At 73.7% G+C, this 21,904-nt stretch carries 18 protein-coding genes; 4 read left to right on the forward strand and 14 right to left on the reverse strand.

Features of this window, described 5'->3' with window-relative positions; all coding sequences use genetic code 11:
* Positions 1-69: 69 nt before the first annotated feature.
* A complete protein-coding gene (locus DT057_RS26530; RefSeq protein WP_128565095.1) occupies positions 70-1,083 on the forward strand; it encodes an alpha/beta fold hydrolase in 1,014 nt (337 codons plus the stop codon).
* A 51-nt stretch (positions 1,084-1,134) separates the two neighbouring features.
* Here DT057_RS26530 and DT057_RS26535 read toward each other — a convergent pair whose 3' ends face one another.
* From DT057_RS26535 to DT057_RS26545, 3 genes are all read right to left on the reverse strand, one after another.
* Positions 1,135-1,377: a hypothetical protein gene (locus DT057_RS26535; protein ID WP_407068122.1), complete on the reverse strand. Its 243-nt coding sequence runs from the start codon at positions 1,375-1,377 to the stop codon at positions 1,135-1,137.
* 171 nt (positions 1,378-1,548) lie between these two features.
* Complete coding sequence (locus DT057_RS26540) at positions 1,549-1,731, reverse strand: hypothetical protein (protein ID WP_128565097.1); 183 nt, start codon at positions 1,729-1,731, stop codon at positions 1,549-1,551.
* A gap of 121 nt (positions 1,732-1,852) precedes the next feature.
* The gene (locus tag DT057_RS26545; protein WP_238313831.1) at positions 1,853-2,674 is read right to left on the reverse strand and encodes a 2OG-Fe(II) oxygenase; all 822 of its coding nucleotides are present in this window, start codon (positions 2,672-2,674) and stop codon (positions 1,853-1,855) included.
* A gap of 1,211 nt (positions 2,675-3,885) precedes the next feature.
* Here DT057_RS26545 and DT057_RS26550 point away from each other — a divergent pair.
* Entirely contained in the window at positions 3,886-4,659 is a 774-nt protein-coding gene (locus DT057_RS26550) for a Hint domain-containing protein (RefSeq protein WP_238313830.1), read from the forward strand.
* 20 nt (positions 4,660-4,679) lie between these two features.
* Positions 4,680-5,573, forward strand: coding sequence for a methyltransferase domain-containing protein (locus tag DT057_RS26555; protein ID WP_128565099.1), 894 nt, complete (start codon positions 4,680-4,682; stop codon positions 5,571-5,573).
* Positions 5,574-5,793: 220 nt separating this feature from the next.
* On the opposite strand, the gene DT057_RS26560 is transcribed toward DT057_RS26555, so the two are convergent.
* The 5 genes from DT057_RS26560 to DT057_RS26580 form a co-directional block, all read right to left on the reverse strand.
* Entirely contained in the window at positions 5,794-7,041 is a 1,248-nt protein-coding gene (locus tag DT057_RS26560; RefSeq protein ID WP_128565100.1) for an MFS transporter, read from the reverse strand.
* Positions 7,042-7,162: 121 nt separating this feature from the next.
* Positions 7,163-8,080, reverse strand: coding sequence for an NmrA family NAD(P)-binding protein (locus DT057_RS26565; protein ID WP_238313829.1), 918 nt, complete (start codon positions 8,078-8,080; stop codon positions 7,163-7,165).
* Positions 8,081-8,272: 192 nt separating this feature from the next.
* Entirely contained in the window at positions 8,273-10,903 is a 2,631-nt protein-coding gene (acnA, locus tag DT057_RS26570; protein WP_128565102.1) for an aconitate hydratase AcnA, read from the reverse strand.
* Between the two features lie 41 nt (positions 10,904-10,944).
* Positions 10,945-12,267, reverse strand: a complete 1,323-nt coding sequence (locus tag DT057_RS26575) for an MFS transporter (protein ID WP_128565103.1) — start codon at positions 12,265-12,267, stop codon at positions 10,945-10,947.
* Positions 12,268-12,385: 118 nt separating this feature from the next.
* On the reverse strand, positions 12,386-13,273 hold the full coding sequence (locus DT057_RS26580; protein WP_128565104.1) for a GntR family transcriptional regulator: 888 nt from the start codon (positions 13,271-13,273) through the stop codon (positions 12,386-12,388).
* A gap of 270 nt (positions 13,274-13,543) precedes the next feature.
* Here DT057_RS26580 and DT057_RS26585 point away from each other — a divergent pair, with 270 nt between their 5' ends.
* A complete protein-coding gene (locus tag DT057_RS26585) occupies positions 13,544-14,641 on the forward strand; it encodes a lactonase family protein (protein WP_128565105.1) in 1,098 nt (365 codons plus the stop codon).
* A gap of 538 nt (positions 14,642-15,179) precedes the next feature.
* Here DT057_RS26585 and DT057_RS26590 read toward each other — a convergent pair.
* The 6 genes from DT057_RS26590 to DT057_RS26615 form a co-directional block, all read right to left on the reverse strand.
* Positions 15,180-16,538 (reverse strand): DUF3100 domain-containing protein, encoded by a 1,359-nt coding sequence (locus tag DT057_RS26590; protein ID WP_128565106.1) that lies wholly within the window; start codon positions 16,536-16,538, stop codon positions 15,180-15,182.
* An 88-nt stretch (positions 16,539-16,626) separates the two neighbouring features.
* On the reverse strand, positions 16,627-18,165 hold the full coding sequence (locus DT057_RS26595; RefSeq protein ID WP_128565107.1) for an aldehyde dehydrogenase family protein: 1,539 nt from the start codon (positions 18,163-18,165) through the stop codon (positions 16,627-16,629).
* Between the two features lie 11 nt (positions 18,166-18,176).
* Positions 18,177-19,046, reverse strand: coding sequence for an NAD(P)-dependent oxidoreductase (locus tag DT057_RS26600; RefSeq protein WP_128565108.1), 870 nt, complete (start codon positions 19,044-19,046; stop codon positions 18,177-18,179).
* A 56-nt stretch (positions 19,047-19,102) separates the two neighbouring features.
* Positions 19,103-20,053, reverse strand: a complete 951-nt coding sequence (locus tag DT057_RS26605) for a LysR family transcriptional regulator (protein WP_128565109.1) — start codon at positions 20,051-20,053, stop codon at positions 19,103-19,105.
* The gene (locus DT057_RS26610; RefSeq protein WP_128565110.1) at positions 20,050-21,012 is read right to left on the reverse strand and encodes a LysR family transcriptional regulator; all 963 of its coding nucleotides are present in this window, start codon (positions 21,010-21,012) and stop codon (positions 20,050-20,052) included. Before DT057_RS26610 ends, DT057_RS26605 begins: the two co-directional genes overlap by 4 nt.
* A gap of 221 nt (positions 21,013-21,233) precedes the next feature.
* Positions 21,234-21,659, reverse strand: coding sequence for an alcohol dehydrogenase catalytic domain-containing protein (locus DT057_RS26615; protein ID WP_128565111.1), 426 nt, complete (start codon positions 21,657-21,659; stop codon positions 21,234-21,236).
* Between the last annotated feature and the right edge of the window lie 245 nt (positions 21,660-21,904).

Here is a 21,904-nt window from a genome sequence, read left to right on the forward strand (position 1 = left end):
CGGCCGCGCCCGCCGCGCCGCCGGCCGGGCGGGAGCGCGCCCCGCGCGCCGCGCGCGGGAACCGCGCCCGTGACGGCCTGGCCCACCGAATCCGGGCGGTTCGCCCTCGGCGACACGCCCCTGCAATCGGGCGCCGTGCTGCCGGGCGCGGTGCTCTCCTGGAAGACGCACGGCACCCTCGCGCCCGGGCGCGACAACGTCGTGCTCTACCCGACGAGCTACGGCGCGCAGCACCCGGACCTCGCGTGGCTGATCGGCCCGGACGGCGTGCTCGACCCGACGCGCTGGTTCATCGTCATCCCGGACATGTTCGGCAACGGCCTGTCCTCCAGCCCGTCCAACACCCCGGGCTGGCCGGGCCTGGTGACGGCCTGGGACAACGTGCAGGCGCAGCAACGCCTGCTCGCGCAGGCGTGGGGCGTCGAGCGCCTGCACGCCGTCTACGGCTGGTCCATGGGCGCGCAGCAGGCCTATCACTGGGCGGCGCTGCATCCCGGGCGGGTGTCCCGGGCGGTGGTGAATTGCGGCAGCGCCCGCACGGCCACCCACAACCGCGTCTTCCTCAAGGGCCTGATGGCGATCCTGGAGGCCGCGCCCGAGCACCGGGGCGAGGGCCGCTTCGCGGGCGAGCCCGCCGCGGCCCTGCGGGCCTTCGGCCGCGTCTACGCCGGCTGGGGCCTGAGCCAGGACTTCTACCGCGCCGACCTGCACCGGACCGCCCTGGGGGCGCCCGACCTCGACACCTTCCTGCGCACGGACTGGGAGGAGCGCTTCGCCCGGCGCCGCGCCGCCGACCTGTACGCCCAGCTCAGGACCTGGGAGGCCGGCGACATCAGCCGCGACGCGCGCTACGGCGGCGACCTGGCGCGGGCGCTCGGGGCGATCGAGGCCCGCGTGCTCCTGATGCCGGGCGAGACGGACCTGTACTTCCGGGTCGCCGACAACGCGGCCGAACTGCCCTTCCTGCGCGACGCCGCCCTGCGGCCGATCCCGAGCCTCTGGGGCCACCGGGCCGGCAACCCGGCCGCGAACCCGGCCGACGCCGACTTCCTGAAGCGCGCCGTGCGGGACTGGCTCGGCTGAGGGCGGGCCCGGGGGCGGGCCTCGGATCCGCCCGGGCCCCGGTGTGCCGCGTCAGCCCCTGCGCTGCGCCTTCACGTAGCTGGCGATGGCGGCCTGGCAGTTCGGGGACAGCTTGGCCTTGTTCTGCCTGAAGCAGGCATGCACCTCGGGGCTGTCCGGCGGGAGGTTGCCGCAATAGGTCAGGTAATCGCCGGTGCAGTACTGCTTCAGGGCGGCGCGGTCGGGCGTCGGGCCCGGCGCCGGCGCGGCGAGCGCGGCAGTTGACGTGAGGGCGAGGGCGGCGGCGACGCGCATCAACAAAGGCTCTACTCCAGAACGACCCGACCGGTGCGGGCCAGCGCCTCAGATCAGACAATCTGGACCGTAATGGGGTACCTTGGCCTTGGGGCGCCCCGGGCAGCCGGCCCGCGCCGGCGCCCTCCGCGGGGACGGGCGATGCCGGGGACCCAGCGGGATGCCGGGGGTCTAGCGGCCGGTGAGCCGGTCGCAATCGCCGCGGCGGGCCGCCAGGCAATCCTCGATCAGGGCCTCGCGCCGCAGGGTGGCGGCGAGCCAGACGCTCCCGCCCACCAGCGCCGCGATGAAGACGAGCGCGAAGAGGCTCCGCCGGCGCCGGCGCGCGTCGCGGTCGGGCTCGCCGGGCGTCATCGGCCCGGCGGCGGCCGGTGCGGCCCCCTGCGCGCGGTGCGCCGCCGCGGAAGGCGGTCCGGCCCGCCCGGAGCGCGGCCCTGGCGGCGGGACGGGCTCCGGTCCGTGGCCGGGGGCGGCCTCACGGGCTTCTCAGCCTGGCGTTGAGGGATTTGAGCAGCGACAGCATCCTGGGCGGCAGCACCTCCCGCAGGACGATCTGGCCGCGCTGGCGCAGGTTCTGGCCGCCATGCCTGATGTAGATCGTGGTCTCGTTGGCGGGCCCGGGCGCGTCCTCGCGGCCGTTGGTGTAGAAGTACGCGATCAGGGCGCGGCGCCGCAGGCCGGAGCGGACGAGGGCCGGGTGCCCGTGCGCGGCGATGGCCGACTGCTCCATGACGACGGTGGTGCCGAATTGCGGCGTGATGCGGGCCCCGCAATGCGCCGGCTCCGTCTCCCAGAGCTCCAGGGCCCCGCCGTAGGCCTCGCGCCAGTCGTGGTTGAGGTACGTGATGACGGCGAGGCGGTTGTCGAGCCGCGTCTCCGGATGGCGCTGGAAGTCGACGTGGATCTCGAACCGCCCGCCGCCCGAGACCTCGTGCATGCCGCCGCCGTAGAGGCTCGGGTCGGGGATCAGGTTCGGGATCCCGGTCAGGCGCGTGAGGAAGCGCAGGAACGGGCCGGAATAGAGCGTGTCGAAGTAAGCTTGGGCGGCCGGCGGCAGGTCCGAGTTCGGCGCCGTGCCGGCCTTCTGCATCAGATCGGTCTTGTAGGAGCGCCAGTCGATCAGGCTCGAGGGCGCGAACGCGTCCAGGGCGGCCTCGAGATGCTGCGGCGGGAACAGGCCGTCGAAGACCAGGTGCGGGTAAGGAATCGCGTTCTTGTACGTCCTGTGCAGGGAAGCGAAGCGCTCCTCGGTAAATATACTTCGATCATCCCAGGTGCCGCCGGCGGCGATCGGCACGCTGCGCGCGTCGTCGGACGTGTTTTCAAGCGCGCTCAGGTCAGGACTCAGATACGCGCTCAAGTTGCCACCCCATAGGTCATGGAAGATACTTGCAGAGGCCGGCATGATGGCCGATCAGGGCGCAAATGAGGCCTCCATCTCACGGTGTATCTGTTGCGGCGATGCAACGAGCAGGCCAGTGGTCGCCGGCCCACGGAGCCGCAGTGCCGGGCGGACCGCGCCCCCGGGGCCGCCGGAGGCCCGCCGGGGCGGGACCCGGGCGGCCGGGGCGCCGCCGCGGCACCCTGCGCCGCACGGCTCCCGGATCGGCAAGGCCCGAACGGCAGGTTGATGAACCCTGGAAATCGCGTCCTCCGAGCAGCAGCGGGTCCATCCTTGCCCGCAGAAGAACAAGGATGATTGTCCAACATCGGGCGCAGTTGAATCAAAACCCGGCATTCCGGATCGGCGCCCGCGCTGCCGCCCGGATCCGGCGCCGCGACCGCGCCGCCCGCGGGTGCCTTCCGGGGCGGGCGTCGGCGCGGCCCGCGCGCCGGGCCGGGAACCCGCCCGCGGGCACCGGGACGGCCCGTGGCGCCCTCCGCGAGGCCGCCGAAGCGTTGCGGAGGGCGTTCCGAACGCCATCCCGCGTCGTCGGCCGCAGCGCGGCCGACCAGTCGAGCGGCGATCGTTCGGGATTATTCGGCAGTCGATCCCGGGATAATTCGGCAATGAGACGCCGGTTCGCGAATCTTCGTCCAGGCGAGAGCCGTCGTCTCCCGCAAAAACCGTAGCATCGAGAGCACAGGCGGCGGGAAAAGGCGGTCGATCTTCTGTTGGGCCGAGACGGGCGCGCCTGACAGCCTGCCTGCCCCTTACGCGCCGGCGCCGCGGTTGCTATCAGGCTGGAGGATGACTGGTCCCGCCATCATGCGGATGCACGGCCGCGGGCGAGCACGCGGCCGCCACACCAGACATCGAACAAGATCCGGGAGGTTGCTGCCATGCCGATCGTCTTCAACAACACGCTTTATGGACCGGGATTTGTTGGTTCGGATGACGGCGCACCGTCGGCGGGCTTCGGCATCGATGATGTTTCCACGTCAAACATTCGCGTGACAGGAACGGTCAACAACACAGGAGACACCGTACAAGCTACGGGCATTTTCCCGGCGGAGAGTGCTTCCACCACCAGAACATTATACGCGACCCAGTACGATTCGCCGGGCATGATCCAGTTCACGGACAACCCGGGCAACCCGACGACGCGTTACGTGTTCTCCAACACGACCCTCGCCCCGCGCCAGCGCGTCACCTTCGACGGCAACAACACCCCGAGCGACTACGCGCCGGTCTGCTTCGTCACCGGCACGCGCATCCGCGTGGTGCGCCCGGGCGGCGAGGCGGAGGTGGCGGTCGAGGACCTCCGGGTCGGCGACCGCGCCGTGACCGCCTCCGGCGTCGTGCGGCCGATCACCTGGATCGGGCACCGCGACCTCGACGCCGGCGGCCGGACGCTGCCGCACGACCAGCAGCCGGTCCGCGTGCGCGCGGGCGCCTTCGGTCCCGGCCTGCCGGCCCGCGACCTCTCCCTCTCGCCCGGCCACCCCGTGCTCGTCGGCGCCGGCCCCGACCAGGAGGGCGGCGTGCTCGTGCCGATCATGTGCCTGATCAACGGCACCAGCGTCGTGCGCGCGCCCTGCGCCCGGGTCACCTACTGGCACGTCGAGCTCGACCGGCACGACATCCTGCTGGCCGAGGGGCTGCCGGCGGAGAGCTACCTCGACTGGGGCGACCGGGCCTTCTTCGACGAGGCCTCCCAGCACCTCCTGCACAACCCGGACTTCGTCGTGCCGGGCCTCGCGGCCCGCTGCCGGCCGGTGGCCGTGGAGGGACCTCTGGTCGAGGCCGAGCGGGCCCGCCTCGACGCCTGCTTCGCGGCGGAGCTGGCCGCCCAGTGCGCCTGGAGCGACGCGGACGGCCGCCCCTGGCTCGCGGCCTGAGGCGGGAGCGGGCGGGCGGGATGCGGACGGGCGCGCTCTCACTCGACGCCTTCCTGGCGCGCCGGGCCGCCGACCGGCGCCTCGCCCGGCTCACCCACGACGTCGGCCTGCCGGAGGGCAAGGGCCTGGAGTTCGGGCCGGGGGCCAACCCGACCCCCCTCCCCGCCGGCCTGCGCGTCGCCTACGTCGACCACGCGCGCGAGGCGCAGGCCGGCCTGCCGGGCGCGGTTCCCATCGACCACGGCTGGGCGGGCTCCGGCCCGCTCGGCCCGGTGCTCGGGGAGACGGGCTTCGACTTCGCGATCGCCGCGCAGGTGGCGCAGTACGTGCCGAACCTGCTCGGCTGGCTGCGCGGCATCCACGCGGTGCTGCGCCCGGGCGGCGTGCTCAACCTCTCCCTGCCCGACAAGCGCTTCATGTTCGATGCCGGCCGCGCCGCGAGCAGCACCGCGGAGCTCGTCGAGGCGGACCTGCTCGCCTACACCCGTCCGAGCGCGCGTCAGCTCTTCGCCCACACCCACGAGGCGCGGGCGGTCGAACCGGCGCGGGTCTGGGCCGGGGAGGACCCGGCCCGGGCGCCGCCGCTCTGCGGCGAGGCGGCGCTGGCCCTGGCGCACGCGCGGGCCGTCGAGGCGCTCGCCTGCGAGGCCTACGGAGCGTGCCATTGCTGGGTGTTCACGCCGCTCTCCTTCCTCGACCGGGTCGAGGACGCCGCACGGCTCGGCCTGTTCCCGTTCGTGCTGAACCAGGTCGCCGCGACGGAGCCCGGCGGCTTCGAGTTCTACGTCTCGATGCGGCGCGCGACCGAGGAGGAGCCCTCGGCGCTGCAATCCCTCCAGGACGGGGCGATCCATCACCTGCGCGGGATCCTGGCGCGCCAGCACCGGGTCGCGGCCCTCCTCGCCGGCGCCTGACGGATCCTCGATGGGGACGCCGCTCCGCCGCGGCCGCCCGGCCGGCCGGCGCCCCGGAACCGGGTGGTGCCCGGCGACCGCCCGCCGGGTCGCCCCGAGATGCCGCGCCGTCACGGACCGCCCTCGAGCGCCGGGCGGGCCTCGAGCCGGACTCCCGACCGGCGCGGGCGAGACCCGCGCGCCGCGAGCGCGTCGCGGCGGGCCCGCGGCCGGCGTCGGCTCAGGAATCGAAGCGCAACCGCAGCGTCCCGTAGACCAGCAACCCGCCGCAGACGAGGGCGCCGAGCAGGTAGGGGCCGTGCAGCGCCGCGGCGCGGCCGAATGCGGGCTCGAGCGCCGAGACGAGCGCGCCCGCCCCGAGGGCGCCGAACGGCATCGCCCCCCAGGCGAAGAACCGGTAGACCGCGTTGACCCGGCCGAGCAGGCCGTCCGGGATCAGCCGCTGGCGATAGCTGACCGTCACGACGTTCCAGAGCATGACGCCGGCGGCCTCGAGGACCATCGCGAGGGCCGCCAGCGGCACGGAGCGCGACAGGCCGAGCGCCAGGTGCAGCAGGACGAAGCTGGCGAGGGCCAGGATGAGGCTCGCGCGCATCCCGATCCGGCGCGCGACGCCCGGCGCGACGATCCCGCCCAGGACGCCCCCCGCCGCCGCGCAGGCGAGGAGGAGGCCGTAGCCTCTCGCCCCGAGGCCGAGCACCTCCTGCGCGTAGAGCACGAGGATCGTCCATCCGCCGACCGCGACCGCGTTGAAGGCGCCCAGCATGACGGCGAGCCGCAGGATCGGCGGCGTGCGCCGCATCCAGCCCACGCCTTCCAGCAGCGCGGGCCAGAACCGCGCGGGCGCGGCCGGCGTCCTGGCCGGCAGGGTGATGAGCCAGACGGTGCCGATCGCCAGGGCCAGGGTCGCGGCGTTGAAGCCGAAGGGCACGCTGATCCCGGCCGCGATCAGCGCGCCCGCCAGGGGCGGCCCGAGAAACCGCCCGACGACCTGCTCGGCGCTCCACATCTGACCGTTCGCGCGCTCGAGCTCGTCGCCCGCAACGATCGACGGCAGGAGCGTCTGCGCGGCGTTGTCCCGGACGACCTCGGCGGTCCCGGCCAGGAACGCGATCGCCGCCAGGGTGGCCACGAGCCCCGCCTGCGCGCCCGCCGCGACCGGCCCGGCGGGCACGGCGAGGGTCATCGCGACGACGCAGGCGGCCAGGGCCAGCCGCACGCAATCGGCCCGGATCATGAGGCGGCGGCGGTCGGCGCGATCGGTCCAGACCCCGGCGGGCAGGGCGAACAGGAACCAGGGCAGGCTTCCCGCCGTCGCCACGGCCGCGATCTGCACCGGGTCGCGGGTGAGCAGCGCGGCGAGCCAGGGCATGGCGACGGCGACCACGCCGTCCCCGAGGTTGGTGACGACGCTGCCCGAGAGGAGGAGGCGATAGTTCCGGTTCGACCTCAGCAGGCTCCGTCTCACGCCGACACGATCCTCCGGTCATCGCACCGCGTGCGGGCCGTCCCGGCCGGGCGCCGGGGACGAGCGCGGTCGACGCGCGGCCCGGCCGGGGGCGCCGTCGCCCTGCGCGGGCAGGCGGCGCTCACCGCGTGCGGGCGGCCGCGGCCGGTCCCGCCGCGAGGTGCGCGGGGACCGAGGTCCAGCGCAAGCCGGGGTAGCGGTCGTTGTCGAGAGGTTCGAGCGTGCCGCGCCCGCTGAACATGTCCCGCATGTACTGCATGCCCTGCCAGGGCGGGAACGTGGCCCGCGGCTGCGGCGCCACGAGCCGCGTCAGGCGGATCAGCACGCCGAGCGAGCGGATGCTCCCGGCCCGCAAGGGGCGGTACCGCTCACCCGTCGCCTCGCTCATCGCCCGGGCGATGCCGCGGGCGCTGACGGTGTCGCCGGCGACCCGGAGGATGCGCGGCGTGTCCGCGTCGCAGGCGGCGGCGGCCGCGTAGGCGGCGACGTCGTCCTTGGCGGTGAAGTCGAGCGGCTGGTCGGCGCTGCCCCAGTAGAGCACGCGGCGGATCCTGGGCTGGATGATCGGCATCTCGGCGCCGAGCATGTCCAGGAACGCGCCGTTGAGGATCGACGTGACCTTGATCGGCGCCCGGTCGGCGCGCTCCATGAACGCGCGCCTGAGGTCGAGGTTGCGGTTGCCGCCCGGCCGGGTCCTGGTGAAGTCGGCCGAGTAGTCCGACGGGATGAACCGCGGGACCCCGGCCCGCACGGCCGCGTCGAGCAGCACGCCCTGCCGGTCGAGGATGACGTCCCGCAATCCGTTGAGCGCGCAGACGACGCACGCGGCCCCGGCGCAGGCGGCCGCGACGGACGCGACGTCGGCGGCGTCCGCCGGGGTGAGGATCGCCCCCGTCGCGGCGACGCGATCGGCGTCGCTGGCGGACGCATCGGGGCGCACCAGCGCGCGGATTGTGGCGCCGCGCGCCGTGAGCGCCGTGGCGATCCGGGTGCCGAGATCGCCGGCCGCACCCGCGAGCACGATGATGGGCTGAACCACGTTCCGCATTCCTTCCCAGGGCTGTCTCGCCGATGGCCGTCTCGCCCAGGGCTGTCTCGCCCAGGGCTGCCTCGGGGGACGGCCGCACGGGGCGTTTTGTTCCCGGGCAGGCCCGGGCCGCCTCGTCGCGGCGGATGCGGGGCGGACCGTCCGCTGCGGATCCGCCGCGACCGCGGACGCCGTCACGCGCGATCAGGCCGCGGGGCCGCCGGCGCGCGCGGGACTGCGCAGCGTGCGCTGCAGGATCATCGGGATCACGCCGCCTGCCGCCAGCACCTCGACCTCCAGGCTCGTCTCGACGGCCGCCCGGCAGGCAAGCGCCGCACCCGTCCCGTCCGCACGCCTGAGCGTCACCGGGATCTCCCCGCGCGGTCGCAGCCGGTCGGGCGCGGCGTCGACCTGCAGGCGGTCTCCGGGACGCAGCGCGAGGGAGTCCGGGTGGCGGCCGGGCGGCAGGAGAAGCGGGAGGACGCCCATGTTCACGAGGTTCGAGCGATGGATGCGCTCGAAGCTCGTGGCCAGCACCGCGCGCGCGCCGAGGAGGCTCGCCCCCTTCGCGGCCCAGTCCCGCGACGAGCCCATGCCGTAGCGCTCTCCCGCAACGATCACGACCGGCCGGTTCGCGCCCTCGTAGCGCGCGGCGGCCCGCCAGAGCGGCAGCACCTCGCCGGTGGGGGCGAAGACCGTGCTCCCGGGGGGGATGTCGCGTCCCAGGAGGTTGCGGACCGCCTTGTTGGTGAACAGGCCGCGCAGCATCGCCTCCCAGTTCCCCCGCCGGGCGGAGAAGACGTTGAGGTCGCGGGGATCCTCGCCCCGCTCGATGAGGTAGGCCGCCGCCTCGCTCCCCGCCGGCACGGGGCCGGCCGGGGAGATGTGGTCGGTGGTGATGTCGTCGCCCACGACCAGGATCGGGTCGGCGAGGTAGCGGCCGAGCCGCTCCTCGCCCCTGACCTGCGCGAAGGGCGGGCGCCGGATGTAGGTCGAGGCCGGATCCCAGGGGTAGAGCGCTGAATCCGGCGCATCGAGGCCGGCCCAGGCCGGGTTGGCCTCGGCCGCGTCGTAGGCCGGGGCGTAATCCCCGGCCCGGGCCGCCGCCGCCGTGACCGCGTCGATCTCGGCGCCCGTCGGCCAGATCTCCGCGAGGCGGACCGGGCGGCCGTCCGGCGTCGTCGCGAGCGGATCGTGCAGGATGTCGCGGTCGACGTCGCCGGCCAGCGCGTAGGCGACCACGAGAGGCGGCGAGGCGAGGAACCCGGCCTCGAGCCCGGGATGGACCCGGCCCGGAAAGTTCCGGTTGCCCGACAGCACCGCCACCGCGAGGATGCCGCGCGCCGCGACGGCGTCGGTGACGGCCTGCGGCAGCGGCCCCGAATTGCCGATGCAGGTGGTGCAGCCGTAGCCGACGATGCTGAAGCCGAGCGCCTCCAGGTCCGAGAGGAGGCCCGAGCGGCGCAGGGTGCGCTCGGCGGTGGGCGAGCCGGGCGCGAGGGAGGTCTTGACCCAGGCCTTCGGGGCGAGGCCGAGGGCGCGGGCCTTGCGGGCGACGAGGCCGGCGGCGAGCAGCAGGCGCGGGTCCGAGGTGTTGGTGCAACTGGTGATCGCCGCGAGGGCGACCGCGGCGTCGGGGACCGGGTCGGCGGCACTCGGGGCCGGGACGCCGGGCCGGCGCAGCGGCGCGAGGACCGCCCGGGTGCGGTCCGGCGTGAGCAGGTCCTGCGGGCGGCGCGGTCCGGCCAGCGCGACCGCGACGGTGTCGAGGTCGAGCGCGAGCACCGCGTCGTAGCAGGGTGTCGCATCCGGGTCGAACCACAGGCCGACCCGGCGCGCATAGGCTTCCACGAAGGCGACGTGCGCCTCCGGCCGGCCCGTGGCGCGCAGGTAGTCGAGCGTCCGGCCATCGACCGGGAAGTAGCCCGAGGACGAGCCGTACTCGGGCGCCATGTTGGCGACCACCGCCCGGTCGCCGGCCGAGAGGCCCGGGACGCCCGGTCCGAAGAACTCGACGAACCGCCCCGAGAGCGGGGTGGCGCGCAAGAGGTTGGTGACCCGCAGCGCCAGGTCCGTCGCCAGCACGCCGTCCCGCAGCCGCCCCGAGAGGCGCACGCCCACCACCTCCGGCACCCGCATCGCGACCGGCATGCCGAACATCACGCTCTCGGCCTCGAGGCCGCCCACGCCCCAGGCCAGGACGCCGATGCCGTTGATCATCGGGGTGTGGCTGTCGGTGCCGATCAGGGTGTCGGGCACGGCCCAGAGCACGCCGTCCCGCGTCTCGGTCGTCACGACGGTGGCGAGCCGCTCCAGGTTGATCGTGTGCATGATGCCGGTGCCGGGCGGATGCACGGTGACGTTGGAGAGGGCCCGCGTGGCCCATTTCATGAGGCGGTAGCGCTCCACGTTGCGCGTGAACTCCGCCTCCATGTTGCGCCGGAGCGCGTCGGGACGGCCGAACACGTCGACGCAGACCGAGTGGTCGGTCGATACGTCGACCGGAAGGACGGGGTTGAGCCGTCCCGGGTCGCCGCCGGCCTCGGCGAGCGCCGCGCGCGAGCCGGCGATGTCGACCAGCGCCGGACCGCAGGTCGTGTCGTGCATCAGGATCCGGCCGGGGTTGAACGGGATCTCCGCCCCGCTCCGTCCCTGCGCGAGCCAGCCCGCCACCGCGCCCAGGGCCGGATCGTCGGGCGGCGCCCGGCGCAGGAGGTTCTCCAGCATCACGCGATGGAGCCAGGGCAGGCGCGCGAGGGCCTCGCCCGCGACGGCGGGCAGGTCGATCACGCGGCAGCTGCGGCCGGCCAGGACGACGTCTGCGGTGCGGGTCATGGGAGGCGTCCGGGGGATCGGGGGCGTCGCGGGCGGGCGTGTCACGCGGAGGCGCGGGCGGCGCCCGCGGCCGGCTCGGGCCCGTCCGCCATGCGGGCGAACCAGGTCATCAGGAACGACAGGAACAGCAGCCCGGCGAGGACCAGGAGGCCCCCGAGGGGGCTGCCGGTCCAATCCTTGATCGCCCCGATGGCGTAGGGACCCGCGAAGCCGCCGAGGTTGCCGATGGAGTTGATCGCCGCGATCGAGACGGCGGCGGTCGAGCGGGAGAGGAAGAGGCCCGGGAGCGACCAGAACGGCGACTTGAAGGCGTAGAGGCCCGCGAGCGCGACCGAGATCAGCGCCATGGCGGGGGCAGGGTCGACCACGAGACCCGTCGCCGCGAGCGCGGCGGCGGCCGCGAGGAGCGGCAGGGCGGAATGCTTCTGGCGTTCGCCCGTGCGGTCGGAGTTCCTCGACCAGAGCAGCATCGCCAGGGTGGCGACGGCGTACGGCACCATCGCGATCAGGCCGACCTCGACGTTGCTCAGGCCGGAGGAGAGGCTCTTGATGATCTGGGGCATCCACATGCCGATGCCGAGGTTGCCGACCTGGTAGATGAAGTAGACCGCCGAGAGGAACAGCACCTTGGGGTCGGTGATGGCAGCCAGCAGCCCGAGATGCTTCACGTCCTGGCGGGCGGCCTGGTCCTTGCGCAGCTCGCCCGCGAGCCACGCGCGCTCCTCGGGCCTGAGCCAGCGGGCCTGCTCGGGACGGTCGGTCATGACGAAGTAGTTCGCGACGCCGGCGATCACCGCGGGCAGGCCCTCGAGGATCAGCATCCAGCGCCAGCCCGACAGGCCGAAGCCGGACGCGTGGTCCATGATCCAGGTGCTCAGGGGGGCGCCCAGCAGGTACGAGACCGGGATCGCCGCGGTGAAGCACGCGACGGTCGTGGCCTGCTCCTTGGCCCTGAACCAGTAGGTCAGGTAGACGATCACGCCGGGAAAGAAGCCGGCCTCGGCCACGCCGAGCAGGAAGCGCAGGACGTAGAACTGGCCGGGCCCGGTGATGAAGGCGAAGCCCATCGAGATCAGGCCCCAGGTGATCATCACCCGGGCGATCCAGAGCCGCGCCCCGTACCGGTTCAGGGCGACGTTGCTCGGCACCTCGAACAGGAAGTAGCCGATGAAGAAGATGCCGGCGGCAAAGCCGAAAGCCTCGCTGGTCAGCGCCAGCTCCTTGTTCATCTGGAGCGCGGCGTAGCCGAGATTGGCGCGATCGAGGTACGAGATGACGTAGAGCGCGAAAGTGTAGGGGATGATGCGCCAGAAGACCTTGCGCGTCGTCGCACGCTCGATCGCCGGGCTGTCGCTGGCCTGCATCGCTGTCCTCCCGTGGGGCGACCCGGGTCGCGCTCTCGGCGGCGCGCCTCCGACGCGGCAGGGTTACTACATTATATGATCTTTAAATGCAATCAAGCCGGCGTCAGCCGGTTCGGCGTCAGCCGACGCGCGGCGCCTTGATCGCGCTCGCGCCGAGGACGTGCTGGCGCAGGTAGACCGCCGCGGCCTCGCGCTGGCCCGAGGTGAGCAGGTCCAGGATCATCAGGTGCTCGCGCGACTGCAGCGGCAAGCGGCTGCGGTCGAGGGTGACGCGGTACTCGATGAGCCGGCGCAGGCGGTTCACCCGCTTGAGCGCCTCGAGGAAGAAGTCGTTGCCCGAGCAGCCGACGAGCATCTCGTGGAAGGCCGCGTTGGCGCGGAACAATTCGGCGCGCGAGAGGGTGCGGTGGCCCCCCTCCAGGATGAAGGACTGCTCGGCCCGGGCGGCCGCGAAGGCCGCCGCGTCGATCCGGAAGGTGGGCGCTCGCAGGGCCTCCGACTCGACGGCGGCCCTGAACTGGTAGGAGTGCTCGTAGGCCTCGCGGGAGGTCAGCATGGGGCTGAACTCCCAGCCGTTGCCGGGCAGCCGCTCGGCCCAGCCCTCCTCGGCGATCCGGTAGAGGATCTTGGCCAGGCGCGGGCGCGCCACCGCGTAGAGCCGCATCATCTCGGCCTCGCTGACCCGGTCGGGCAGGCGGCCGGCGAGGCGATCCTCGGCGATGCGGAGGTAGACCTCGTCCTCCGCCTCCGGCGCGCCGAGGCTCGGCCGCCCGCTCCGCGCGATCGCCTCCGCCTCGTCCGCCAGGAAGTAGCCCCGGTTCGGCTCGGAGCGCACGACGCCCTGCCTCTCCAGTTCCTTCAGGGCGGCCGTGACGGGCGCGCGCGAGAGCCGGAAGCCGTCCGCGAGCGCCTGGCTCGGAAGGTGCTGGCCCGGCGTGAGCCTGCGGTCGCGGATCTGATCCAGGATCAGCGCGGTCACCTGCGGGACAAGGCTCGGCCTCGGCATCGTCGGTCTGGCGGCTCCCTCGACCCGGACCCGCCCTGCCTGCCCCGGGAACCGCGCGCCGTCCAGTCCCCGCGGCTTGCGGCAGGCCTGGCGATGTGTTTAATCACTATAAAATTCAATTTAAGGGAGGCAGTCGTGGCTGTTCAGGCACCAGGCGGACCGGTCGCGCTCACCCGGCGGGCTGCGGCTGCCCTGATCGCCGGTGCGACGTGGTCCCGATCGTTGCGGCCGGCGCGCGCGGCCGATCACCCGCCCGAGGAGAACGCCCCGATGCCCGCTCAGGCCCGTCCCGCCCCCGCGCGCTTCGCCTATGTCGGCTGCCGGACGACGCGCGAGCGCAACGCGCGCGGCAGCGGCATCGGCGTCTACCGGCTGCCGGATTCCGGGGGGCCGTGGACGCTGGTCCAGAGCGTCGACGGGCTCCCGAACCCGTCATTCCTGGCCTTCGACCGCGAGCGGCACATGCTCTACGCGGTGCACGGCGACGCGAGCGAGGTCAGCGCGTTCCGCGTCGCCCCCGGGGACGGCCGGCTCGCCTTCGTGAACGGCGTCACGTGCCGGGGCAGGAACCCCGTCCACCTGGCCGTCGACCCGTCGGGGCGCTTCCTGGTGGTCGCCAATCACATCACGGCCGGCGCCTACGTGTCGAGCCTCGCGGTGCTGCCGATCGGCGCCGGCGGGACGCTCGGGGAGGTGATCGACCACGTTCCCCTCGCCGGGACGATCGGGCCGCACCGGACGGAGCAGCCCTTCGCGAAGCCGCACCAGGTGGTGTTCGACCCCGCGGGCCGGTTCCTGGCCGTGCCCGACAAGGGTCTCGACCTCGTGACGACCTTCTGGCTCGACGCCGACGGACGGCTGCGCGCCGCGAGCCCTCCGCCCGCCCGGGCACGGGAGGGGGCAGGGCCGCGCCATCTCGCCTTCCACCCGCGCCTGCCGCAGGTCTTCGTCCTGAACGAGCTGTCCTCGAGCGTGATGGCGTGCGGGTACGATGCGGAGACCGGCGCCATCGCGCCCCGGCAGGAGGTGTCCGCCCTGCCCGACACGTATATCGGGTTCAGCAGGGCCTCCGAGATCGAGGTCTCCCGCGACGGGCGGTTCGTCTACGCGAGCAATCGCGGCCACGACTCGATCGCGACCTTCGCGGTCGATCCCGACACGGGCCGCCTCTCGCCCGTCGGCTGGGTTGCCGCCGAGGGGACGACGCCGCGCTTCTGCGCGCTGGACCCCTCGGGAGAGCGCCTGTTCGCGGCCAACGAGGACAGCGACACCATCGTGAGCTTCCCCCGCAACGCGCTGACCGGATGCCTGTCGGGCGGGACGGTCGTCGCGCGGACGGGCAGCCCGACCTGCATCCTGTTTGCCTGATCCGATCCTCCCCTCGCCCCCCGCGCAATCGATCGTGCGGCGGTCAGCCCCGCCCCGGCGGCCGCGCCGGGGAGCGCGCGAGGCGGTCCGAGCCATCCGCCCGCCTCTCCGCGCCCCGAAGACTCCTCCGTCCGCGTCGGAGGCCCGGCGCTCATCGGCCGGCGGCCGGCGTGCGCCGACGGGGAGGCCTGAGCCCGAACCGCTGGGCACCGGCCGCGACGCGCCCCCGGATCTCGTCCTGCCGCTCGCCCTTGAGGATGGCCGCGATGTCGTCGCGCACGGCCGGGACGATGCGATAAGACTGGTGGCTCTGCCTGTCCGCGTGCGGATCGATGACGTCGCCACGCGTGCACGACCCCGGGGGTGCGGGAGGCGTCCGGCAGGCCGGTCGTCCCCGCGACCGGCAGCGCGTCCTCGAAGGCGAGTTCGGGGTGAGCATGCAGGTCACGGCGCCATGCGACCATGTGCGTGACGAGGCCGGCATCGATGGTCGCGGTCGTTCTCCCGACGGACGTCGCGCGACGTGCCGCCGCCGGCCTCAGGCCGGCGGATGCATCCAGAGCTGGGCGATCAGGGCAGCCCCCAGGAAGGTGCCGGCGTTCGCCATCAGGGAGACGACGACGATGCGCCAGCCGAGGCGTCGGAAGGCGGGCACGTCCTTGGCGATGGACAGGCCCGCGAAGGCGAGGATCGGGGTCGCGAGCGCCAGGAAGTTGATCCGGCCGGTGAGCGCCGCGGTCTCCGCCGCGTACGGCATGGACGGATAGGTCATCAGCATCGCGACGAGGGACACCCAGATCACCGCCGGGAGGATGCGCCGGGTGGCGAGGTAGAGCGCGTAGCCGACGAGCACGGGGACGAGGATGACCGCCATGCCGGCGACCGCCGGGCCGTCGGCGGGCGTACCGTAGGTCAGCCGGTTCCCCACGAGGCCGTAGGCAGCGATCAGGACCCATCCCGCGACGAGGGCGGCGGGACCGAGTTGGACCTCCTCGCTGACGGGGGATGTCCCGGAGGGCGCCGCGGCGGCGGGCCTCCGCGCCCCGGCGAAGCGGCCGAGGACGGGCTCCAGAGTCCCGTACGCCCAGATCGTGAAGGGCAGCGACAGGAACAGCGTGAAGTACGTGCCGATGGTCGTCGTGACGAGGTTGCTCGCCGCCGCGAAGGTCGCCACGTCCCTGGCGACCTCCGGCGTCTGCTGCGCGGCGATGGCGCCCGCCGCGGCCGCCATGATGCTGCCAGAGCCCACGCCGGCCCCCATGGCCAGCGCCAGCGGGTCGAAGACGTTCATGCTCGCCACGAAGCCGGCGAGCACGGCGATGAACACGGCGCCGAACACCGTTCCCGTCAGGTACTCCGCGAGCACGCCGCGTCCCTCGGCCGAGTCCATGCCGAAGCGCTCGCCGATGATCGCGAGGCTCGGCTCGCGTCCGACCGAGAAGGTCGCGCCGATGGCCTCGCGCTTGATCCCGAGGAGGAGCGCCGTCGGAAGGCCGAACACCATCGTGCCGAAGAAGTGCCCGAACTCCTGGAAGGCGAGCGACCAGCCCGACGCCAGGATCCTGGGGACGGACCCGCCGACGAGAAGGCCGAGCTTGGCGACGAAGATCAGGAGGGCGGGCTGGAGGAAGGCCGCCGAGAGGTTCTGCATCGCGGTCGTCAGGCGCAGGGACGCCGGCATGCGCGGGGCGGCGAGGCCCAGCGCGGCTCCGAGCAGCAAGGCCCACAGGAGGGGAAGGAGCACGATCTTGCTCGAACCGAGCGGGACCGAGACGTTCCCGATGGCCTCCGCCGCGGCCACGATGACGAGCGCGATCAGGAAGAGGCGGGCGCAGGCGCCGAACCCCGTGCCTCCTGCCGGGCGTGCGCCGGCATCGAGGACCGCTTCGTGGGACATGGTCTCCTCCACGCTGGTGAATCGTCGCCTGCCGCAGCGCGGCCTGGTTCGTGGGCCGCGGCGGGCGGGCCGCGGCGGCGCCTTCCGCTCAGCCGACGTAGCCGAAGGCGACGCCGGGCTCGGACGCGGTCTCGACCCAGACGCTCTTCGTCTGCGTGTAGGCCATCAGCGCCTCGCGTCCCGAAGAGCGGCCGAAGCCCGAGCGGCCGAAGCCGCCGAAGGGCGACGCGACGTTGATCGTCTTGTAGCCGTTGACCCAGAAGGTCCCGGCCCGCACCGCCGCCGCGACCCGGTGCGCGCGCCCGACGTCGTTCGTCCAGACCGCGCCAGCGAGCCCGAAAGGTGTCGCGTTGGCGATGGCGACCGCCTCCTCCTCCGTGTCGAAGGGCAGCACGGCGAGCACGGGGCCGAAGACCTCCTCGCGGGCGATCCCGGCGTCGGCCTCGAGGTCGTCGACAATGGTCGGGGCGTAGAAGAAGCCGCCCGTGTCGCGCAGGGTCTCCGGGCAGGCACCGCCCGTGGCGACCCGGCCGCCGGCCGCGGCCGCTGCGCGGACCATGCCGTCGATCTTGTCGAGCTGGCGGCGGTTGTTGATCGGGCCGATCTGCGTTGCCGGATCGGTCGGCAGGCCGACGGGGATGCGCGCCGCGGCGTGCGCGAGCCGCTCGACGAAGGCGGCGTGGACCGTGCGCTCCACCAGCAGGCGCGAGCCCGCGACGCAGCTCTGCCCGGCGCCGCCGAAAATCGCCGCCTGCGCGCCGAGGATTGCGCGGTCCAGGTCCGCGTCGGCGAAGACGACGTTCGCCGACTTGCCGCCGAGCTCCAGGACGCTCGGCACGACGTTGCGCGCCGTGGCCGCCGCGATCTGCGCGCCGGCCTCCGCCGAGCCGACGAAGACCACGAGCCGCGTCTCGGCATGGGCGACCGCCGCTGCGCCGGTCGTCGGCCCGGCGCCCGCGAGCACGGAGACGAGCCCGGTCGGGACGCCTTCGGCCCGGTGGCAGAGCGCGCCGAGCGCGAGCGAGGTGAGCGGGGTGAGCTCGGAGGGCTTGAGCACCACCGCGTTGCCGGCGCAGATGGCCGGCGCGATCTGCCACCCCGCGGTGAACACCGGAGCGTTCCAGGGCGTGATCTGCACCACGGTGCCGAAGGGCTCGTGGCGGGTGTAGTTCAGGTGCGAGGTCGGCACGGGGATGACCTCGCCGTGCAGCTTGTCGCACCAGCCGGCGTAATACTCGAACATCTCCGCGACCTTGGCGACCTCGCCGCGCGTGTCGCGGATCGGCTTGCCCGCCGACACCGTCTCCAGCGCGGCGAGCGCCTCGGCGTTGGCCCGCACGAGGCGGGCGACCTCCCACATCGCCCGCCCGCGCGCCGCCGCCGTCATGCCCCACCACCGCCGCTGGGCGGGGCGCGCCGCGTCCATCGCCGCCTGCACCACCTCGGGGCCCGCGTCCGCGAAGGTGGCGAAGGCCCGACCGTCGGCCGGGTTCACGAGTTCGCGTTCGGAGCCCCGCCCCGCGAGCACCTCGCCGCCGACGACGCTGCCGATCCGGCCGCCGGGCAGGACGTCGGCGAGGAACGCCCCGGCACGCCGGGCCGCTTGCGTGTGCTGGTTGTCGAACATCGGGCTCTTCCTCAGTCGCGGTAATCGGCCATCCGGGTGAAGTCGGCGGCGTCCGGGATGCGCTCTCGCGTTTCCTCCCAGATCGCCCCGACATGCGCCGAGAGCGGCAGGTCGAGGCCACTCTCGGCCGCGAGTTCGAGGGCGAGGCGCACGTCCTTGCGCATCAGTCCGGCGGAGAAGCCGCTGTCGAAGGTGCCCGGGAGGATCCAGCGCGGGAACATCACGTCGCTGATCGCGCTGCGCCCGGTGGCCGCGTTGACCACCGCCACCGCCTCCCGTGCGGACAGGCCCGCGGCCTCCGAGAGCCGCATGGCCTCGCCCGTCGTGACGAGGTGGGCGGCCACGAGCAGATTGTTGACGAGCTTGACGATGTTGCCCGCCCCCGAGGGGCCGACGTGGACCGCGCGCGCCGACATCGCGGCGAGCACGGGCGCGGCGAGCGCGTAGTCCTCCGCGGCGCCCCCGACCATCATCGTCAGCGTACCCTGCGCCGCGCCGGATGGCCCCCCGCTCACCGGCGCATCGAGGAGCGCGTGCCCGGCCTCGGCGAGCCGGCCGGCGAGGCGGCGGCTGGTGCCGGGATCGGAGGTCGAGGTGTCGACGACCACGATCCTGCGGTCGCGGCGTTCGAGCAGGCCACCGGGCGTCGTGACCACCGCCTCGACGTCCCGGGCGAGGGGCAGGGAGAAGACGAGGGCGTCGGACGTACCCAGCAGGTCGGTCAGGCTGGAGGAGAACCGCACGCCCTCCCCCTCGACGGCCGCGCGCCTGGCCTCGCTGATGTCGTAGCCGCTCACCGCGAAGCCCTTGCGGGCCAGGACCGCCGCCATGCCGAGACCCATGTTGCCGAGCCCGACGACGCCGATGGTCTCGATGGTCATGCCGCGCTCCGTCCTTCGCATCAGCGACGGATGTCAGGTGCGGCGTGTTGCGACAATCAGCGAGTTTCGCACTCAGTGTGCGGAATATGAGTACGGTGCGTCGAGGATACTCCCTGGAAGGCGATCATCGACTGCGCGAGGTGGTCGAGCAGCCTGCGCGTCGCCTCCGGCAGGCGGCGACCGCTCCGGATCAGGAGATGGCTGCGGACGTCGGTGAGGCTCACCTCCCGGAGGGGGATGGTTCGCAGGAGGCCCGCGCGCAGTTCGGCGGCGATCACGAAGCGCGGCAGGAAGCCGATGGCGAGCCCGGCGACGAGGAGGCGCCGGTGAAGGTCGAATGAACCCGTCACCAAGCGCGGGGTCAGCCGGAAGTCGCCGTCGGCCTCGACCCGGCCCAGCATCCGGCGCACGCCATGGTCGTCGGGCAGCAGGGCGGCGGGCTCGGTCGCGAAGGTCCCTAGCGGGACGGCGGAGGTCCCCTGCATCGGGTGGTCCTGCGGCAGCACCGCCAGCAGCGGCTGGCGCGCGGACACCACGCTGCGCACGTCGGGATGGGCCGGCGGGTCGTAGGCCATGCCGATGTCCGCGTCGCCCTGCGCGACGGCGGCGAGGATGCCGTCGGTGGTGCCGAGGGTGACCGTGAAGGCGATGCCCGCGTAGCTCTCCGAGAAGCCGGTCAGGCCGTTCTCGACGAGGTCGGCGACGAAGCCGCCGCCGCACCGGATGCGGACCGTGCCCTCCTGCAGCCCCTGCAGGCGGCGCAGGCGGTCGCCGAGGAGGAGGCGCTCGTCCGCCTGGCGCATCGCGTGCTCGGCGACCACGCGTCCCGCCTCCGTCGGCACGACCCCGCGCGGAAGCCGCTCCAGCAGGGGCTGCCCGATCTCGGCCTCCATCTCGATGACCTGCCGGCTGACCGCCGATGCGGCGACGTGGAGCACCTCGGCCGCAGCGCGCACCGAACCCGTACGGACGACGGCGAGGAAGTACCGCAGCGCGCGGTCGTTCATCGTCCGGAGGCCGTCGGCGCGGTGGCGGGACCGGGCGGGCCAGGCGTGGGCAGCCGTTCTTCGCGCCGGGCGGCCCCGACCACGTCGTTGAGCGCGGCGAGGAACGCGCCGACCGCGGGGTGGCGCGCCTCGCCGCGGCGGTACGCCGCCGAGATGCATCGCGTCATGGCTGGCCGGAGCTCGCGGAAACGGATTTCGGCGTCGTCGCCCGTGGCCCGCAGGCCGGGCTGGACGGAGATCGAGCAGCCGGCGGCGGTCAGGGCCCGCACCACCTCGAAGCCCTCGCAGCGTCCGTTGACGACAGGCTCGAAGCCCGCCTCGCGGCAGGCCCGGACCACCACCGCCGCGTAGTCCCTGCTCGCGTTGTCGAGGGCGAACGGCTCCCCGCGTAGATCCCCGAGGCCGACGAAGGGGCGTGCCGCCAGGGGGTGACCGCGCGGGAGCATGACGTGGAGCGTGTCGTCGAGGAGATGGGCGAGTTCGATCCTGCCGTCGGCGGGCCCCGCGGTGGTGAGGTCGTCGACGATGGCGATGTCGGCCTGCCACGCGCGGAGCGCCGCCAAGCCCTCGGCCGGCTCCAGCTCCTCGAAGGAGATGCGGAGGGCCGGATACCTCGCGGAGGCCGAGCGGATCGCATGCGGGATGAGGGATGCGGCGACGGACGGGAAGGCCGCCACCCGCAACTCCCCGGCCACTTCGCGCCTCATCGCGGCGAGGTCGGTGCGCGCCTCCTCCAGGATGGCGATCACCGCCCCGGCATGCTCTGCGAGCCGCGCTCCTGCCAGGGTGAGGACGACGCCGCGCCCGCGCCGCTCGACGAGCGCCGTGCCCATCTCGCCCTCCAGCAAGGCGATCTGCTGGGAAACCGCCGAGGGCGAGACGAGGAGTGCCTCGGCCACCGCGGCCATCGTACCCCGCACGGCCAGTTCCCGAAGCGTCCGCAGGCGCGCAAGGTCCACGATCAGGCTCCGCGCCGGGACGCATGAAATTATCTGCGGCGGCTGATCGGCGAGTCAAGAAAGCGGACGGCCCGCTTCAGCCTCGAAGCGCGTCGCCGGGCCGGGGTCAGGGACGACGGAGCCTTGCCGGGGGCGGGGCGGTCGTGCCGGTCCCGTCGACCCGGTCGCGTGCTCGATCGCGTTCCCTGACCGCGCTTGAAGGTCCCGGCCTTCGCACGCGGTCAGGGGAGCGCGACGCGACCGGTCGCAACGCGGTCCCGGCCGGGAGCCACGCGGCGTTCGCCGGGCACGACAACCTGATCGCGCCGCTCGCAGCGACGAAGCCGACCTCGACGTGACAGCGGACAGGCGAGGGCCTCCCACCGCGACCGAGGTGGCCAAGGCGAGACGAACGGCAGCGTGACCCGGTCGCCGAGCGCGAAGCGGCCTCGCTCGCGTCCGCACGCGACGATGCTCCCGGCGAGTTCGTGCCCAGGGACATGCGGCGGGCGGAGACCGGGGTCGCGGCCCTTCCGGCTGTCCCGGTCGCTCCGGCACGGGCCCGTCGCCCCGACCTCGATCACCAGGCCGCGCGGCGTGGGCGTCGGGTCGGGGACCTCACGCACCTCGGGCATCGCGCCGAAGGCCTCGTGATACATCGCGCGCACGGCCATCTCCGTGGCTGTCGGCGCGGCGGCGGTCCGCCGCCGAGGGGTCACCGTCCCTCGGGGAGCGGCTCGAAGACGAGGAAGACGTTCCCGTAGGTCCCGGCGTCGAGCAGGCGGATGCGGTCGCCCTCGTCGGCGTGGCGGGCGCCCGCGGATTCGACGCAGTACTTCGTGCTGACGGGAGGCCAGAGGGGCGATGCGCCTTAAGCCGAGTGCCTGATGACCGACCTGCCGGCCGACATTGT

This window comes from Methylobacterium crusticola, from assembly GCF_003574465.1.
In the GTDB taxonomy this organism is placed as follows: Bacteria; Pseudomonadota; Alphaproteobacteria; order Rhizobiales; family Beijerinckiaceae; genus Methylobacterium; species Methylobacterium crusticola.